Here is a 15124-nt window from a genome sequence, read left to right as displayed (position 1 = left end):
AATAATTAACTGATTTTTATTTTGTAAAAGATGCGCCGTAAACAATAAAAAAAAACATAACGAATGACATATAATGTCACGCCTAAAGAGTATAGGCTTGAAATCGGATAATGTATTTTGAACAACGCATTCACATCAGATAGATTACGATGAGACCTGACGCTTCTCAAAGTTTTCGTGAATTTGAGAATATCTAAACTCTCTGAATTATCCGCGAGCGATGTATGTATGTTACTTATTTGCACGAATACTTTTGGAGCGACATATAGAGCTATATTTTTCTTGAGTGCTCGCAAATAAAAGTCATGATCTGCACCATAGTGCGGCAAGTTTTTTTCATCGAAAAACCCTATTTTGTTAAATACAGAATTAGGAATTAACACTCCTCTTCCGCCTACGATTAGCGTGACTGGAATAACGTCTCTGGAAATCATCTTGGCGCTAAGTTTCTTCGGACCGGCTATAGTGGAAAAGCCTAACAAAAAGCACGTGCTTGGACTGATAGAGGTGATTTGTCCGCTTTGCCAATCGCGCTGGACTGGAGCGATGATGGCGTCAGGATGCGCTTCGGTCAATTTTACCAAGTGACCCACGGTATTAGGCGTCACATAGCAATCGTTGTTTAACAACATGACATAGTCCGCCCCACGCTCTATAGCTGTACGGATACCCAGATTGGTTGCGCCAGTCCACCAAAGCTCGGATGAGCCTTTCAAACGAATTACGTGCGGAAAATCCTGGGCCAGTCCGATTTTTGTCGTGTCAGTAGTACCGTGATCGACTAGCAATATAGTGAATTCCTGAAATTGGCTAACCGCCAATGCCTCTAGACAATGTAGAGTCTGCGTGTAGCCATTGAAATCGGTAATGACGATATAAAGATTTTTCATCAGACAAGCTTAGTCAAAGCTTCATAAAGTTTTTGGCCTATTGATTGCCAAGCCAACTCTTCTGGAAATAAAGCTATTTCCGGGTTTTGAAGCTGTGAGAGGATTGCTTTAGCCATATCGTTAGGATCAGGATCACAAATAGATGATGGTGCATATTTAAAGATCTGTTCGTGATTGGAAACCCGTGTAGCTACTACTGGTTTTCCGCAAGCGAGGTATTCCGCAATCTTGCACGCGCCTGACATACTATTAAATGTGTCATCGGCATACGGCACGCATACCACGTCACAAGCCTGAATAAGTTTTGGTATGTCAGATTGCCCCAACTCGCCAAAATAGTCTATCCACGACTCATCGAGACAAACATCTGTTACTCGTCCGGCCATTACAAGACGTAAATTCGGCAGAGCCAATCTGATCTTTCGACAGGCTTCGATCAGAAGCGGTCCTCTGGATGGCGTAATGGAACCGAAATATCCAACCAAAGGAATATTGGCCATCAGCTTCATCGCCTGTCTGGCCAGCAAGTCATCGCCTTTATCGAATAAGCTTGTATCAACTCCATTTTCAATTAATAAAGCATTTTGGCTAAGTCCGTTAAGGACTTTTTGTAACAGAGGCTGGCTCGCACATAAAACCAAATCGGCGTTCTTGACCGTATGATCAAACAGCAAAGCGAGTCCTTTAAATCGGTTGATCCGAAAAGACGGGTAATAATCATACACATCGTAGACAAATGGCACTCCAAGTCTTCTTGCTATCCAAAGCCCTAGGTAACCAATGTAAATGTCCCCACTTGCGATGAGAACATCCGGTTTGGCAATACAAGCATTGCGATAGGCATCCAGAAGAAATCGAGGTATCTTGCTTGCCGTTGCTGGAATGGTATGAAAAGAAACACCCGCTTCGTTAACGCTTATTTCTGCGTTATTTCGATAGTCAATGGCATCAACAAGAACATCGCTACCATGGGTCACCAATTGTTTCGGCAAATGGTAAAGCCGCCCAAAGCGATCATGAATTAGATCTTTGTTGGTGTAATACCGCTTACACAGGAAGTAGATGTTCATTACAGCAAACGATTAAATTCAACCCATTGCTCACGGCTTAGCACGGCATAATTGTCGGCTATAAATAGCGACAAACTTACTGGCGATCTCTTTCCAATCATAAGGTTCTGCGGTCAGCCTCCCAAATGCGCACAGTCCTTTTCTTAAAGTTTCATCCACCAATAGCTGCTCAATCGCCTTTGAAAGCGACTTTGTTTGCTTAGGATCAACTAACAACCCCGTTTTTCCATGCTCAATTATTTCGGCAACGCCACCAGTGCGCGTACTTATCACAGCAGTACCGCTAGCCATCGCTTCCAATAAAATTACACCTTGGCCTTCCGTATCGCCATTGCTGTCGACAATTGATGGAGCGATGAAAATATCAGCTGCCGCATAGTAGTCCGGTAAGATGGCGTTCGGAAATCTGCCGTAAAAAACCACCTTATCTTCAATCTTTAAATCAACCGCTAACATTTTTAAACGTTCACGCTCGACGCCATCGCCAATAATCCATAATTCAACGCGATCAAGTAGGTTTTTAGGCAAATCAGCAACCGCCACTATCAGATCGGCCACGCCTTTTTTTTCAACCAAGCGCCCGACAAATAACAGAATAATTTTTTGCGTATTGCTTGGCTTGAGTACCGCTTGAGCATTGCCGGCCGCAAATTTTTCATAGTCTATGCCCATGGGAATAATCTGCGGCTTGGGCAAATCCGGGCCTACGGCATCGGCAGTGGCTTCGGTGTTGCTGGTCCAAGCTGCGCAATGCTTTATGGTCCAGCGTTTGATAGCTCCTAAAACGCTACCTCGCAACGCGAAGGCATCACCGCCGTGCGCGGTCACCAACACCGGGATTTTGAACAGCTTGCCTAACAATACCGCTACCGTGCCTTGCGGGAAAATCCAGTGGGCGTGTATCAACGACGGCCGGCGGGCAACCATAATCGCGGCCGCTGTCATAAACATGGATAGAACGAAAAAAGGCACCTGCAACAACAACCAAGGCGCAGCCCGCAAGTTGGGTAAAATCCCGGAGCCGTAAGCTAACATTTGCCACCTACGCGGCCAAAAATAACGAAAATGGCGAGAAACTATGCCGTCAGGGTGGTTAGTTGGGTGTATTTCCGGATGATCCGGCGAGAGGATATAAAGATTAACTTTCTGGTTTGCCAGAGCTTCCGCCAAATAGCGTAAGAAAACCGAAGCACTGTCGTCTTTACTGCGAGGATAACTTGATGTCAGCCAAAGCACCTTGATCGGTTTGTCCTTGGCTGACTGGGCACTCATACAGAGTTTAGCTATCTGGGAAGGCCTAACGCACCAAACTCAACAACACACCCGCAGCCACCGCCGAGCCTATTACACCGGCGACATTCGGCCCCATCGCGTGCATTAACAGGAAGTTGTGCGGATTACTTTCCAAACCAATTTTATTAGCCACCCGCGCTGCCATGGGCACTGCGGAAACGCCGGCAGCACCAATCAACGGATTGATCGGCGTACTGCTGAAACGGTTCATGACTTTCGCCATCAGCACACCGCTTGCAGTACCGATAGAAAAAGCGACTGCGCCCAAGCCTAAAATACCCAGCGTTTCCATTTTTAAAAACGCCTCGGCGCTCAGTTTGGAGCCAACCGACAAACCCAGGAATATCGTGACAATATTGATCAATTCGTTTTGCGCGGTTTTGCTCAGTCTTTCGACCACGCCGCTGGCATTCATCAAGTTACCCAGACAAAACATACCAACCAGCGGTGCCGCCGAAGGCAGCAACATGGCGGTCAACACCAGCAACATCAAAGGAAATACGATTTTCTCGGCCTTGCTAACCACTCTAAGCTGTTGCATTTCTATCCGCCGCTCTTGCTCGCTGGTCAGCGCGCGCATGATGGGCGGTTGAATCAAGGGTACTAATGCCATGTAAGAATACGCGGCCACCGCAATCGCTCCCAACAATTCCGGAGCCAATTTGGACGCCACATAAATCGCAGTGGGGCCGTCTGCACCACCGATGATGGCAATCGCCGCCGCCTGCTTAAGCGTAAAATCCATACCTGGAACGGCATTCAACGCCAACGCGCCGAATAGAGTCGCGAATATCCCGAATTGGGCGGCGGCCCCTAAAAACAAAGTTTTAGGGTTAGCCAACATCGGGCCGAAATCGGTCATCGCCCCGACGCCCATAAAAATCAATAGCGGAAAGATGCCGGCCTTGATACCACCATACAGGTAATAAAGGATGCCGCCTTCATCTATCATGCCGGCCACCGGAATGTTGCTCAGCACCGCGCCAAATCCTATCGGCAATAGCAGCAAAGGTTCAAAGCCTTTCTTGATAGCCAGATACAACAGCAAAAATCCCACCGCCATCATAATGACTTGCGGCCCGGTAACGTTATAGATACCCGTGCTTTCCCACAACAGTCTAAGATTTTCCATGGATTATGTATTTAATCGGTTGTTTGATCAGAATCACCGCCATCACACCCGCCAGCACCGTGGCGCGAATCGCTGAGCAGAGAATTACTTAGATCCCGGGCCTAAATTAACGGCCCGAGACCACATTAAACGATAAGAAATATTATAAGGTGACCAAAACATCGCCGACCGCCACGGAATCCCCCTGACGAACGTTTACCGCGCTGACGATACCGGCGACTTTGGCGCGAATCTCTGTTTCCATTTTCATCGCTTCCATAATCAAAACCACATCGCCTTCGGAGAGATGAGAGCCTACATTGACATTGACTTTAAGCACCACGCCAGCCAGCGGCGATTCCACAACACCACTGCCGCTAACGATAGGCGCAGTGGCTGCCAACATGGGGCCGCTGTCCAAAACGGACTGTACTGTAACCGGTTTAACGACTAAGTCGGCACCGCCGGAAGCCACCGCTACGTGATAGTTTTTGCCGTCGACGTTAACAGTGTAGGTCTCTGCGACCACGGCTTTCTGGGTAACGGCGGGCACTGACGCTGTCGCGCTCTCTGCTCCCGGTTTAGGTTCAAAAGCCTCCGGGTTACCGCGGTTTTGAATGAATTTCCAGCCGACTTGCGCAAACAAGCCATCAATAAGCGCATCTTCTTCAACGCTATCGGCCAGTTTCACACCTTCTGCCGCGGCTTTGGCTTTTACTTCGGCGACCAGTTTGTCCATCTCGGCTTCCAGCAAATCCGCCGGTCGGCATGTGATAGGCTCGGCGCCGTTCAGCACGCGCGCCTGCAATTCTTTATCGACTGGGGCTGGCGTTGCGCCGTATTCGCCTTTCAATACACCGGCGGTTTCCTTGCTAATCGTTTTGTAGCGTTCCCCGGACAGCACGTTTAACACCGCCTGAGTGCCGACAATTTGCGAAGTGGGCGTGACCAGCGGGATGTAACCCAGGTCTTTACGCACTAACGGAATTTCCTGCAGCACCGCGTCAAAACGATCCGCAGCGCCCTGTTCCCGCAATTGGCTTTCCATATTGGTTAACATACCGCCCGGCACTTGCGAGACCAAAATCCGGCCATCCACGCCTTTCAGGCTGCCTTCGAATTGCGCGTATTTCTTGCGTACTTCTCTAAAATAAGCAGCGATCTTTTCCAGCTTGGTTAAATCCAGACCGGTATCCCGCTTTTGCCCGGCCAACGCCGCCACCATGGTTTCGGTGGGGCTGTGACCATAGGTCATGCTCAACGACGAGATGGCGGTATCGACATTATCGACACCGGCCTCGACAGCCTTGATGTATGTACCGACACTTAAACCGGTGGTAGCGTGGCATTGCATATGGATTGGAATCGCCACGGCTTTTTTTAGTTTGCTGATCAGCTCGTAAGCATCGTAAGGCGTCAACAAACCGGCCATGTCCTTGATACAGATAGAGTGCGCACCCATGTCCTCAATTTGCTTGCCCTGCTCAACCCATTTCTTGATCGTATGTACCGGACTGGTGGTGTAGGAAATAGTGCCTTGGGCATGGGCATCGGTATGTAGCACGGCTCTGATGGCGCGGTCGATATTGCGCATATCGTTCATCGCATCGAAAATCCGAAATACGTCTATACCGTTGACCACGCAACGCTCGACAAATTTATCGACCACATCGTCAGCATAGTGCCGGTAGCCCAAAATATTTTGCCCGCGGAACAGCATTTGTTGCGGGGTATTGGGCATGGCTTTTTTTAACAGCCGTAAACGCTCCCAAGGATCTTCGCCCAAATAGCGAATACACGCATCAAAGGTGGCGCCCCCCCAGGATTCGATAGACCAGTAACCGATTTGATCAAGCTGCTCGCAAATTGGCAGCATGTCTTCGATACGTAGCCGGGTCGCCAGAATTGACTGATGGGCGTCACGTAATACCACCTCAGTAATTCCCAGGGGCTTATTTACCTTTTCCACTCTTTTCTCCTAATGACGTTTTTGGGCCGAGCACTGCTACCTTTTGGGTATGATTATCCGTGTTTATGTTTTTTGCGGTACTGATGAACAGCTGCGGTAATAGCAGCGATGACGGCTTTATCGTTGCCTGCCACGACAGGTTGATCCGAAAACTTGGCAGGCATTTCCGGAAAGTAGCGGCGTACCAGCCGGGACATCACATTGATAGCCACGATCAACATGGCCAAAAATGCGTAGACCATACCCATGCCTATCAACATCAGCTCAATCCCTGAGGACAGCATTTCGTTCATGTGTTTCGTCCAAATGATTAAAAACTGTGTTCATTATCGCCAAAACCGCCGGATTAAACAATCCTGAGCGGGGCGCAGGGTTTAATTGCCCTAGCCGGCGTAAGGCAAAACAAGATTATTAGACTGTCGTCTTAAGTAGTCTGACGCTAACTGAATAGCCTCATCAATGAGGATGGATTGGCGCCGATTTATTCAGCAGCCAATTGCAAATAATCCAACACTTCGGCAATGTGGGTTTTGACCTGCACCTTGCGCCACTCCTTGACCAACACACCCGCTTCGTCGATCAGGAAAGTGCTACGCTCTATGCCACGCACTTGCTTGCCGTACATGTTTTTCATTTTGATGACATCGAATAAATTGCAAAGGCTCTCGTCCTGATCGGATAACAAATCAAACGGAAACTCTTGTTTACATTTAAATCCCTCGTGCATTTTCACGCTGTCGCGGGATACACCGAGGATAACGGCATTTAATTGATTAAACCGTTCGATATTATCCCTAAAGCCTTGACCTTCCTGGGTACAGCCGGGGGTGTTGTCCTTGGGATAGAAATATAAAACGACTTTTTTGCCGCGATAGTCGCTCAGTTTGACGGTTTTTTCGCCGGTGGCGGCAATTTCAAAATCGGGAACGGCGGAGCCGAGAGTAGCTAAAGTCATCAGATCACCTTTTAATGGGTTCGAGAATAGCGTCGATGTTCAAGCTGTCGCAAAAATCCAGAAACTCTTCACGCAACGATAAAATGCGCACTTCCGGCGGTACCAGCAATACATATTTGGTGGAGAACACCGGCGTGTTAAAAAACGCCGCTTGATGGCGGCTGGCAGTCACTTCTTCGATAGAAATGCCCCTGTCCAATAAAAACGATGTCACCGCGAACAGCACGTCATTTTTATCCATGGAAATGGTTTCCAATGTGTAAGGCACCCCCTCCAATACTGGCGGGATTTCATCCGGCCGTAAAAAACTCATCTGAATTTCGAATCGAACTTTTATCGCTTCCAGCATACCTTCCAGCTTGGCGATATGATTCCAATTGCCGGCTATCAGCAGATAAGCCGCAGTGATTTGGGTCAGGTTGGACGTGCGCAGTTCCACGACACTGCATTGACAGGCACTCAGGGCCGAGAGGATTTCCGCGATAAAACCGTTGGACTTGCCGCCCAACACTGTGATTGCAAGTTGCATAATGTAAGTCCTTGAATACGCCTAGCGCAGTGTAACATCAACGCCGCGAAAAGCAGAACCACAACCCAGCAATCCGGACTACTATGAATCTATCTCGGTAATCACCGCGTGATTATCGAAGTGCACGGTTACTTTTTTGCCGGCCCGAGCCTTCAATACCAAGGCTTCATCGACCTTAAACGCCACCGCCAACTGTTGATCAGTGACAGGCGCGGTCCGCTTCGGAGCGACGCTGGCATGCAACCAGGACAAATACAAAGTCCAAAACAACCAGATGCCGGCAATGATCACCACGATCTCGCCGTACAACTGCAACAATTCCAACAGCGTTTTATAACCCCCGAACCAGCGGATCTCGTCGGACAGGCTTTTCAAACCCATCAACCAGGCGCCGAGCGTAAACAGGGGCCACAAAAAATACAACCAAAGCACCCAACTCAATACCGACATAAACGCCGAACCGCATTTTTGCCGGAAACTTTGTAGATGCGGTTGGTTGATGATGATGTCTTTCATTTTTGCCTCAAGCCTCTATCCAAGGTTACCCACACCGCCCGCTGGCCGCGCTTTTTGCGCAAGGCCTTGATGCAGCCGTTAATCGTGGTCCCGACATTGATTAGCCAATAGACAATCGGATACCAAATCATCCAATAGTAATGCTGCGCGGAGCCGCCGCTCTTACGCTCGTAACTGGAATCGATAGTTAAACTGACGGCAAACTGAATCAAACAGGTGACGCATAACAACATACTGGTCCAATGCGGCGATAAATCTTCCAGCGCCTCCTGCGGTTCGCTGCTAAGCCACTCGATCGGCACCAGCGCCAGCATCGCCACCACCAGAAACGCCCAGGTCAAACTGATGCAGCATTCCAGATACAGCGGCCACATACCACGGGAACGCCAGCTAAACAGCGGCCGGAAATAACGCAGCAAGACCTCAACTCCACCTTGCGCCCAGCGGCTGCGCTGTTTCCACAAGCCGTTTAGCGTTTCCGGCATCAACACCCAACACAAGGCATTGGGCTCAAAACGGATAGCCCAGCCGGCCAATTGCAGTTTCCAGCTAATGTCGATGTCCTCGGTCACCATGTCCGGACTCCAATAGCCCACATCGTGCAAGGCAGTTTTCCGGAAACCGGCAATCACTCCGGAAATGGTAAATACATGCCCATAAGAACGCTGCGCACGCTTGATCATGCCGACGATGGCGGAAAACTCCCCGACCTGAATTTTACCCAGCAAGGTAGAACGATTGCGGATACGCGGATTACCGGTCACCGCGCCGACATGCGGATCTTCCAGAAAATGCCGAACGATCCAGGCCGTCGCATTCGGCGCCAGCAAGGCGTCACCGTCAATGCCGATCAAAATTTCGCTATTGGCTAATAATGCTGCGGTGCGCAAACCCACCGCCTTGCCTTGATTGCTGGCTAAATTGACCACTCGAATTTGTGGGTGCTGGTCGGCCAGCTCGTGCAAAATTTCCAGCGTGTTGTCTTTGCTGCCGTCGTTGATCGCAATAATTTCGTAGTTGGGATATTCCTGATGCAGCAGATATTCGATGGTCTCCCGGACATTCTCGCCCTCGTTATAGCAAGGGATCAGAATCGACACGGAGGGATATTCGGGTAACTGCGGCAGATCGGACAACACATTGCCGCGATTCCGCTCCCAACGCACGTAATAAATCATGCCGCCCAACATCCAGACATAGGCCATCAGCAACGGATAATAAAACACAAAGCGCGACAGCCATTCGTTGAACTGCCACCACGGCACTTCCTGCAAATATTCCAGGGTGATCAACCACCAGTCGATAAACTGCTGCACCCAGGCTTGATCTAGCAAGTTTTCCATGTATCGTTTAATCCTTTCTCGAAACCGGGAAGAATTTTTTCAGCTCGGCCAACTTCGGCTGATCGTTAAACACATTATCCGGGTAATAACCGATATGCTTGGCGCCGTGTTTTTTCAATAACTCGAATTGCTCGGTAAACACCGGCATCGCAATATCCTGCTTGGTTTTCCAATTAACCGCCTGCAATTCGAACACCATCTTGTCCAATCCGTCCGGATATTGCGCGGTCTTTTCCACCAACTCTATCAACCATTGTTTGGGATTTTCCGCCTCTTCCATGAAAGGCATCGCTTCCACCGCCACATAATCATAGTGCTTTAAAAACGCCGGGAAAGACTGCGCATACCATTCTTCGCTATAAGGCTTTAACAGCGGCAAGGAGTAAAAATTGCGGGCAGTTTTGATGTAAGGCCGGTAGAACCGGACCTTGTCGGTCAAATAATCGGTGAACTGACCAATCAACTCGGTTTTATGCTGCGCCCAACGCAAGCGTAACTCGCTGGATGCGTGGATCTTGTCGAACTCGGCCGGCATGCCCCAGACATTGCGACTGAAGTCCATCGCCAACGGCGAGACGTCTTCAAAATCCGACAAAATCCCGTCGTCGTGAAACAGAATGCCGTTAAAGTCGCAATGTTTCGCCAGGTCTTCGTAAATTTCGCCGACAAACTGCCGGGCTTCCGGGTTAAACGGCGACAAACGGGTGTAGATATGTCGGGACAACTGCGGTTCGCCGTCGCGCCATTCTTTCACGTACCATTTCAGCGGCACATCGGCTTTATAGGCCATGATCGGCATCCAGGCATACACTCTCACGCCTGCCCGCGTGCGCAATTGCAAGGTCACATGATTGAACATGTCCCGGCGTACCGGCAAATGCCGGTTAGGGAAATACAGCTTGTCGGCATTACCGTCGCCGTCCGGGTCGGAATAGGCTTGCAGATAAACGGTATTGGCGCCGCTGGCTTTAATTCTCTCTACCACTAGGGCCAAATTCTTCTCGGTCTGTTCCTCGTCATCGTCGTAGATGTAATCCATATCCACGTGCGCGACCCGCAATTCCTGGCCCACGCGCTGATTTTTGACGATTTCACCGAACTGTTTGGCGTTGACGTCGTCGGTGATCATCATCCGCTTCATCACATACGCATCGGCCAGGGTATTGGCGCCGTCGTTCAGGCCCATGGTCAGACGCATGCCCGCCAATTTCGTTGCTTCCAGCGCGATGGCGTTATATTCGCCGTAAGGCCACACCATCACCCGCGGCCGCTTGCCCAAAATCTGAAACAAGCGCTCAGAGCTTTTATCCACTTCCTGGAAAATCCGTTTGCGATAGTCCTCGTCTTTCTCGTATTCATCGTACTCGTTGCTGTACAAACGCGAAGTCACCGCGCTTTGTTGATTGCCTTGCGGATTGGCGACGATGCCGTGGTGTAAATCATAGGTGTGCGAGGCAATCTCGACCAGACCGCTTTCCGCCACTTCGCGAATCTGCGCAGGCGTCATTAACGGTTTAACGCCGGGCACATTCTGCTGCTCCAGCCAAGAACCGACTACCGCCAAGGTGGCCGGATACTTGTATTTTTTCAGCAAGGGCATGGCCCGGGTATAAAAACTCAGGTAGCCGTCGTCAAAGGTCAACATCACGGCTTTAGTCGGCAACACCTTGTCGCCCTTCATGCAATCCAGCAAATCCTGGACGCTGATAACGTGGTAGTTGTTCTGCTTCAACCAGGCAAAATGATCGGCCAAATGGTCTTTATTGACTGCGATGCGATCAAATGGCGGCACCCGCTCTTCTTCTTCGAGAATGTCGTGATAATTTAATACCAGAAAGCTGGAGTTACCCGAATCGGCGGCCAGCAAGGGCCCTGACAACAAACAGAAAAAGACAAAAATTACGCGAGCAACAATGTGCATATTCATTAATTTAAGCGGGAAAAGAAACTGGAAACAGCTGGTTCTCAGTGTTAAAAAAGACCAGAATTGGCCGGCGCATTTTACCCGAATCATCAGGCTAGGCCCGTTTTATTTGTCCGTGCGACACACTGTCGCAGGCCTAGGCAAACGTTAAAACCAACCTGCCACTGCGGCCTTCAATACCCGCTTAGCCATACCCGTAACAAAAAGCCGGAACGGGCATCCGCCCACAAACTTCATAACGTTCGGAAAAAACTGGTTATGATTGAATAAAAACCTCATCCAATTCATTGCCCGTTTAACTGCGTGCGTATCGGGCCATGCGACCTACCCGGAGAATTCATGCAAAAACCCTCGCTAGCAAATCCTTGGCGGCAAGACCTTACCGCCGGCTTTTTGGTATTCCTGATCGCCTTGCCCTTGTGCCTGGGTATCGCCGTCGCCTCCGGCTTTCCACCGATGGCCGGCATCATTTCCGCCATCGTCGGTGGCTTGCTGGTATCGCGCATCGGCGGCGCGCAACTCACTATTACCGGCCCGGCGGCCGGCTTGATCGTAGTGATTCTGACCTCGGTGCAAACCCTCGGCGACGGCGATGCAATGGCCGGCTACCGCTACACCTTGGCGGCCATCGTCATCGCCGGCGCCCTGCAAACCGTGCTGGGTTACTTCAAAGCCGGCCGCTTGGCGGCGTTTTTCCCGGCCTCGGTAGTACACGGCATGCTGGCGGCGATTGGCATTATCATCATTAGCAAACAATTACCGGTGATGGCCGGCGTGCAAAGCCAAGGTGCCAGCATCCTGTCCGGCATCGTGGCTTTGCCGCATAGCCTGATTTACTTCATGCCACAAATCGGCTTGATCGCATTGGCAGGCATTGTGGTGCTGATCGGCTGGCCGCAAATCCAGCTGCCCTTACTGCGCAAGATTCCGGCGCCGATTATCGTCATCGCCTCCGGCATCCTGCTGGGCCATCTATTCCAGCTCGACCAATTGCAGCCGGGCGAAGCGTTCATCGTTCCTAAAGATGTTTTGTTTGCATCGCACTTTCTGGTGACTTTCCCGGACAGTCTGTTGGCCAGTTTTTACCTGCCGGATTTCAGCAAACTGAGCGCCTTGGCGTTTTGGGAAAGCGTGATTTCAATCTGCCTGGTGGGCAGCCTGGAAAGCCTGCTCAGCGCCGCCGCCGTCGATAAACTCGACCCGGAAAAACGTTATTCCGACTTGAATAAGGAGTTGCGCGCGGTCGGTATCGGCAACGTGGTGTCCGGCATGATCGGCGGCTTGCCGATGATTGCCGAAATCGTCCGCAGCTCAGCCAACATCGACGCCGGCGGCCGCAGCAGCTGGGCTAATTTCTTCCACGGCGGCTTCGTCTTGCTGTTTGTGGTGCTGTTTCCGGACTTGATCTCGACAATACCCTTAGCCTCGTTGGCCGCGCTGCTGGTTTATACCGGCTATCGCTTGGCTTCGCCGCAAGCCTTTGCCAAAAGCATGGACTTGGGCAAGGAACAACTGGCTTTGTTCGTGATTACCATAAGCGCGATTCTGGCCAGCAATCTATTGGTCGGCGTGCTGATCGGCATCGCCGCCAAATTGTTGCTACACATCGGCCGCGGCGTGCCCTTGGGCAACTTACTGTCTATATCTTTTAAACTGCAAGCCAACGGACCAAACAGCTGGATTGTTAAAGTCAGCGGCGCTGCTTTGTTCTCCAATTTTCTGGCGCTAAAAAGCCAGGTCGCCAACTTGGCCGACGGCCAAACCGTGATCTTCGATTTAAGCGCCGCCGACTTGATCGACCACACCGTGATGGAGTTTATCGCCCATTACCGAGAAGACTACATCGCTCGCGGCGGACGCTGCGAAATTCATGGGCTGGCCGACTTGGAATCCTTGGGCGACCATGCTTTAGCCGCTAGACAGCGCAGATAAATATCGGCTTGCGCCCATCCATCAAACGCAGTAAATCCTCACCCGGCACGGATGCCGGGGTCAAAATGCCAAGTGTGTCTGACGCCAATACCTGCATATCCTGAATCTCTATATAAAGCCCCTAAACATGACCGAAGCCACCATCACCTGCCCCAATTGCAGCACGCAAGTACCGTTGACCGAATCGCTGGCCGCGCCGCTAATTGCTGCCACCCGTAAACAGTTTGAGCAGCAGCTACAACAGAAAGACCAAGCGATTGCCTTGCGCGAACAGGGCATCAAAGATCAGGAAAAACAGCTGGCCGAAGCCAAGCGCGGCCTGGACGATCAAGTCGCAGAGCAAGTTGCCAAGCAACTGCAAGCCGAGCGCCAGCGGGTCATTGAGGAAGAAACCCGCAAAGCAAAACAAGCTGCCGCCGCCGAACTGGAGCATAAAAGCAGGGAACTGGCGGAGTTAAACGAAGTCTTGAAAGTCCGCGACGCCAAACTGGCCGAAGCCCAGCAAGCCCAAGCCAAGCTGATCAAAAAGCAGCGCGAACTGGACGACGCCAAACGCGAGCTGGACCTGACCATCGAAAAGCGCGTGCAAACCAATCTGGCTGAAGTGCGCAGCCAAGCTAAACGCGAAGCCGAGGAAGGCCTGAAACTGCGGGTGATGGAAAAGGACCAAACCATCGCCTCGATGCAGCAAAAAATCGAGGAACTGAAACAAAAAGCCGAACAAGGCTCGCAGCAACTGCAAGGCGAAGTCCAGGAACTGGAATTGGAAAACCTGCTGCGCGCCAAATTTCCGTTCGACAGTATCGAACCCGTTGCCAAGGGCGAATTCGGCGGCGACGTGTTGCAACGGGTCAACGGCCCGAACGGCACCCCGGCCGGCAACATCTTGTGGGAATCCAAGCGCACCAAAAACTGGAGCGACGGCTGGTTAGTGAAGCTGCGCGAAGACCAGCGCGCCGCCAAAGCCGAATTGGCGGTCATCGTCAGCCATGCCTTGCCCAAGGAAGTGGAAACCTTCGACGTCATCGACGGCGTTTGGGTCACCAGCCCCCGCGCCGCCCTACCGGTCGCCACCATCTTGCGCCACACCCTGCTGGAAATCGGTTTGGCCCGCCTCGCCGCCGAAGGCCAGCACGGCAAAACTGCTTTGGTCTACGAATATTTAACCGGCCCGCGCTTTCGGCAACGGGTCGAAGCCATCGTCGAAGCCTTCTCGACGATGCAGGAAGACTTGGACAAGGAGCGCAAGGCCATCACCAAACAATGGGCCAAGCGCGAAGCGCAAATCGAGCGGGTGATGAACGCCACGGTCGGCATGTACGGCGACTTACAGGGCATTGCAGGCAAATCCTTGCAAGAGATCGAGGGCTTGGAAATGCGGGCGCTTGGAATGGATGATGAGTTGGACTGAGCTATCAACCCGACGGTCGAACTGGTCGGTCTGGTTTTGTCTGGTTCCCAAGCTCCGGCTCTCATCGTTATACACAAGTCTCCCAACGACTAAACTACCAGGAGGCATGAGGCATATAGATGATGGAGAACAGCGATGAGCAATTGGGCCGAAGAAGAAGTACAAACCGCTGATTTGGAAG

At 51.1% G+C, this 15124-nt stretch carries 13 protein-coding genes; 2 read left to right on the top strand and 11 right to left on the bottom strand.

The features are described from left to right. Positions 1–5: 5 nt before the first annotated feature. The 11 genes from QLH52_RS04450 to pgaB all read right to left on the bottom strand — a co-directional run bounded on the left by QLH52_RS04450 (position 6) and on the right by pgaB (position 11603). Positions 6–890, bottom strand: coding sequence for a glycosyltransferase family 2 protein (locus QLH52_RS04450; RefSeq protein ID WP_319960686.1), 885 nt, complete (start codon positions 888–890; stop codon positions 6–8). Beyond that, the gene (locus QLH52_RS04445) at positions 890–1960 is read right to left on the bottom strand and encodes a glycosyltransferase (RefSeq protein ID WP_319960685.1); all 1071 of its coding nucleotides are present in this window, start codon (positions 1958–1960) and stop codon (positions 890–892) included. The genes QLH52_RS04450 and QLH52_RS04445 overlap by 1 nt, the downstream gene beginning before the upstream one ends. 30 nt (positions 1961–1990) lie before the next feature. Next, positions 1991–3232 carry a glycosyltransferase gene (locus QLH52_RS04440; RefSeq protein WP_319960684.1) on the bottom strand — a complete coding sequence of 414 codons (1242 nt, stop codon included), beginning with the start codon at positions 3230–3232 and terminating at the stop codon, positions 1991–1993. Positions 3233–3257: 25 nt separating this feature from the next. Then, positions 3258–4385, bottom strand: coding sequence for a sodium ion-translocating decarboxylase subunit beta (locus QLH52_RS04435; RefSeq protein WP_033156515.1), 1128 nt, complete (start codon positions 4383–4385; stop codon positions 3258–3260). Between the two features lie 142 nt (positions 4386–4527). Further along, positions 4528–6333 (bottom strand): sodium-extruding oxaloacetate decarboxylase subunit alpha, encoded by a 1806-nt coding sequence (gene oadA, locus QLH52_RS04430; protein WP_319960683.1) that lies wholly within the window; start codon positions 6331–6333, stop codon positions 4528–4530. A gap of 53 nt (positions 6334–6386) precedes the next feature. Then, the gene (locus tag QLH52_RS04425; protein ID WP_033156517.1) at positions 6387–6626 is read right to left on the bottom strand and encodes an OadG family protein; all 240 of its coding nucleotides are present in this window, start codon (positions 6624–6626) and stop codon (positions 6387–6389) included. Between the two features lie 188 nt (positions 6627–6814). After that, positions 6815–7288 carry a peroxiredoxin gene (locus QLH52_RS04420; protein ID WP_319960682.1) on the bottom strand — a complete coding sequence of 158 codons (474 nt, stop codon included), beginning with the start codon at positions 7286–7288 and terminating at the stop codon, positions 6815–6817. Between the two features lie 4 nt (positions 7289–7292). Further along, complete coding sequence (locus QLH52_RS04415) at positions 7293–7817, bottom strand: glycine cleavage system transcriptional repressor (RefSeq protein WP_033156519.1); 525 nt, start codon at positions 7815–7817, stop codon at positions 7293–7295. A gap of 81 nt (positions 7818–7898) precedes the next feature. Then, complete coding sequence (gene pgaD, locus QLH52_RS04410; protein WP_033156520.1) at positions 7899–8333, bottom strand: poly-beta-1,6-N-acetyl-D-glucosamine biosynthesis protein PgaD; 435 nt, start codon at positions 8331–8333, stop codon at positions 7899–7901. Continuing rightward, positions 8330–9676 (bottom strand): poly-beta-1,6-N-acetyl-D-glucosamine synthase, encoded by a 1347-nt coding sequence (pgaC, locus tag QLH52_RS04405; RefSeq protein WP_205450394.1) that lies wholly within the window; start codon positions 9674–9676, stop codon positions 8330–8332. The genes pgaD and pgaC overlap by 4 nt, the downstream gene beginning before the upstream one ends. A gap of 7 nt (positions 9677–9683) precedes the next feature. Continuing rightward, complete coding sequence (gene pgaB / locus QLH52_RS04400) at positions 9684–11603, bottom strand: poly-beta-1,6-N-acetyl-D-glucosamine N-deacetylase PgaB (protein ID WP_319960681.1); 1920 nt, start codon at positions 11601–11603, stop codon at positions 9684–9686. Positions 11604–11939: 336 nt separating this feature from the next. On the opposite strand from pgaB, the gene QLH52_RS04395 reads away from it, so the two are divergent. Continuing rightward, the gene (locus tag QLH52_RS04395) at positions 11940–13532 is read left to right on the top strand and encodes a SulP family inorganic anion transporter (protein ID WP_319960680.1); all 1593 of its coding nucleotides are present in this window, start codon (positions 11940–11942) and stop codon (positions 13530–13532) included. A 127-nt stretch (positions 13533–13659) separates the two neighbouring features. After that, positions 13660–14943: a DUF2130 domain-containing protein gene (locus QLH52_RS04390; protein WP_319960679.1), complete on the top strand. Its 1284-nt coding sequence runs from the start codon at positions 13660–13662 to the stop codon at positions 14941–14943. Positions 14944–15124 lie beyond the last annotated feature (181 nt).

Source organism: Methylomonas defluvii (assembly GCF_033949435.1).
Classification (GTDB): domain Bacteria; phylum Pseudomonadota; class Gammaproteobacteria; order Methylococcales; family Methylomonadaceae; genus Methylomonas; species Methylomonas defluvii.
This window is presented reverse-complemented; position numbering and strand designations above follow the sequence as displayed.

Excerpts from the sequence above, each read along its gene's own strand:
- QLH52_RS04415 (WP_033156519.1), bottom strand. The coding sequence starts at position 7,817 with ATGCAACTTGCAATCACAGTGTTGGGCGGCAAGTCCAACGGTTTTATC.
- QLH52_RS04420 (WP_319960682.1), bottom strand. The coding sequence starts at position 7,288 with ATGACTTTAGCTACTCTCGGCTCCGCCGTTCCCGATTTTGAAATTGCC.
- QLH52_RS04425 (WP_033156517.1), bottom strand. The coding sequence starts at position 6,626 with ATGAACGAAATGCTGTCCTCAGGGATTGAGCTGATGTTGATAGGCATG.
- QLH52_RS04445 (WP_319960685.1), bottom strand. The coding sequence starts at position 1,960 with ATGAACATCTACTTCCTGTGTAAGCGGTATTACACCAACAAAGATCTA.
- pgaD (WP_033156520.1), bottom strand. The coding sequence starts at position 8,333 with ATGAAAGACATCATCATCAACCAACCGCATCTACAAAGTTTCCGGCAA.
- QLH52_RS04435 (WP_033156515.1), bottom strand. The coding sequence starts at position 4,385 with ATGGAAAATCTTAGACTGTTGTGGGAAAGCACGGGTATCTATAACGTT.
- QLH52_RS04440 (WP_319960684.1), bottom strand. The coding sequence starts at position 3,232 with ATGAGTGCCCAGTCAGCCAAGGACAAACCGATCAAGGTGCTTTGGCTG.
- QLH52_RS04450 (WP_319960686.1), bottom strand. The coding sequence starts at position 890 with ATGAAAAATCTTTATATCGTCATTACCGATTTCAATGGCTACACGCAG.
- pgaB (WP_319960681.1), bottom strand. The coding sequence starts at position 11,603 with ATGAATATGCACATTGTTGCTCGCGTAATTTTTGTCTTTTTCTGTTTG.
- QLH52_RS04395 (WP_319960680.1), top strand. The coding sequence starts at position 11,940 with ATGCAAAAACCCTCGCTAGCAAATCCTTGGCGGCAAGACCTTACCGCC.
- QLH52_RS04390 (WP_319960679.1), top strand. The coding sequence starts at position 13,660 with ATGACCGAAGCCACCATCACCTGCCCCAATTGCAGCACGCAAGTACCG.
- pgaC (WP_205450394.1), bottom strand. The coding sequence starts at position 9,676 with ATGGAAAACTTGCTAGATCAAGCCTGGGTGCAGCAGTTTATCGACTGG.